Annotated in this window: 1 protein-coding gene and 1 pseudogene; one reads left to right on the plus strand and one right to left on the minus strand. The window is 64.0% G+C overall.

Annotated elements, in window-relative coordinates:
• The coding region (locus tag OP495_RS17605) for an IS30 family transposase (RefSeq protein WP_280571063.1) at positions 1-832 on the minus strand (832 nt) is incomplete at its 3' end.
• Between the two features lie 230 nt (positions 833-1,062).
• Between OP495_RS17605 and OP495_RS17610 the strand changes: the two are divergent.
• A pseudogene (locus tag OP495_RS17610) lies at positions 1,063-1,692 on the plus strand (hypothetical protein); the annotation flags it as partial.

Below are 1,692 nucleotides of genomic sequence, written 5' to 3' on the forward strand. Positions count from 1 at the left end.
CACTAGGAAAGTACTGCCGTATCAGGCCATTCGTGTTCTCGTTGGTCCCACGCTGCCCGGAGCAGTACGGATCACAGAAGTACGTTGCCGCCGTCACCGCCTTGGACACGGCTTCGTGGTCGGCGAATTCCGAGCCATTGTCCAGCGTGATGGTCCGGACAGCGCCCCGGCGAGGCTTCAACAGACGGATCATGGCCGCTCTCGTCAGCTCCGCCGAGATCTTGGGCAGTCGTGCCGCCAGCAGATAGCCACTGCGACGCTCGACCAGCGTGACCAGGCCCGACTGCTTGTGCCCCTGGATTACGGTGTCGCCCTCCCAGTGGCCGATGAAGCGCCGGTCATCAGCCTCAGCCGGGCGGTGCTCGATGCCTACCCGGTTAGGGATCTTGCCCAGCCCAGCGCTCTTGGCCTGAGCGCGGTGCTTGCTGCGGCGTTTGGGCTGGCGGAGATGCCGCCAGAGATCGCCACCCTGTGCCTTGTCATCCCAGATCAAGGAGTAGATCCACTGATGACTGACGCCTACGCCTGCCAGGGGCGTGATGAAGCCACTGATTTGCTGTGGGCTCCACTCCTCACGCAGCCGGCCAACAACAGCGGCAATCAGGCTTGGCAGGCGCTTGGTTCGTTTCCAGGCGGTACGACGCCGGCGATCACTGAAGGTCTGGGCCTGCTCAGGATCGTAGCCACCGGAGATGGCGTTGCGCCGCAGTTCACGGCTGATCGTGCTGCTGTGGAGACCCAGCTCCCTGCCGATCTGCCGCTGGCTCATGCCCACGTCATAGCGGGCGTGTATCTGGTATCGTTGGGTCTGGGTCAGCTGTCGGTATCCCATGCTCTGCTTCACTTTGGTCGGTAAAGCAGGGAGGGTACCGGCGCTGGCCCTCCTGCCTCTACCGTGTGGCCCAAAGTGCTGCGGTTATTCTATGAATCCAGGCCCCTCTACCTGGCGACACCGGAAAATACGACAGCACCGTCACCATCCTGATGCCCTGAGCGTTCGACCCTCGCACATAGGCCTAGTAAGCTCTCATTTGCCCCCGATATCCAGGAGGATCCTCTACCATGACGAGCGCCAGAATTCTGCAGCAAGGTACGATCCACTGCTTCACCGCTGGTCTGCGGGATGAGAAAGGTAAGCTGGTCAATGCCGAGGTGTCCGCGGTGCTCTTCGACGGCGAGCGGCTGATACTGGCCAGCGACAAGCCCATCCCCGGCGAGGCGCGCTCGGCGGTGTTTGCCGTGCCGATGACGCCCCAGGGGCCCGACGACAGTCGGCTCGAGTACTTCACCACCCCGCTGATCAAGCAGGCGGTCAAGTACGAGGACCTGGCCCTCACTGCCGATGGCCGCCACGTGCTGGCCACCACGGGGTTCGATCGTATCGACGCGGAGAGCCACGCCCTCAACGACTACAACCACCTGCTGATCTGGCCGCTGGGCGAGCCGGAGCGGGTGCAGGTGGTGGACCCGGACCCGCGGGATGGCGTGGAGGGCTCGCTGGAGCTGCGAAGCAAGCTCGATCATGCCATCGGCTTTCCCTACTACAAGATCGAGGGGCTCGCCGCCATCCCCGGGGAGCGGGGCGACGGCCTGCTGCTGTTCGGGGTGCGTGAGCAGGGGCGTGCCCACGATGACTTCGCCTATGTGAGCCGGGTCGTGGGGGCCCACTACGAGATCAGCGAGGGCGGCAAC

The organism is Chromohalobacter sp. 296-RDG (assembly GCF_029889885.1).
Lineage (GTDB): Bacteria > Pseudomonadota > Gammaproteobacteria > Pseudomonadales > Halomonadaceae > Chromohalobacter.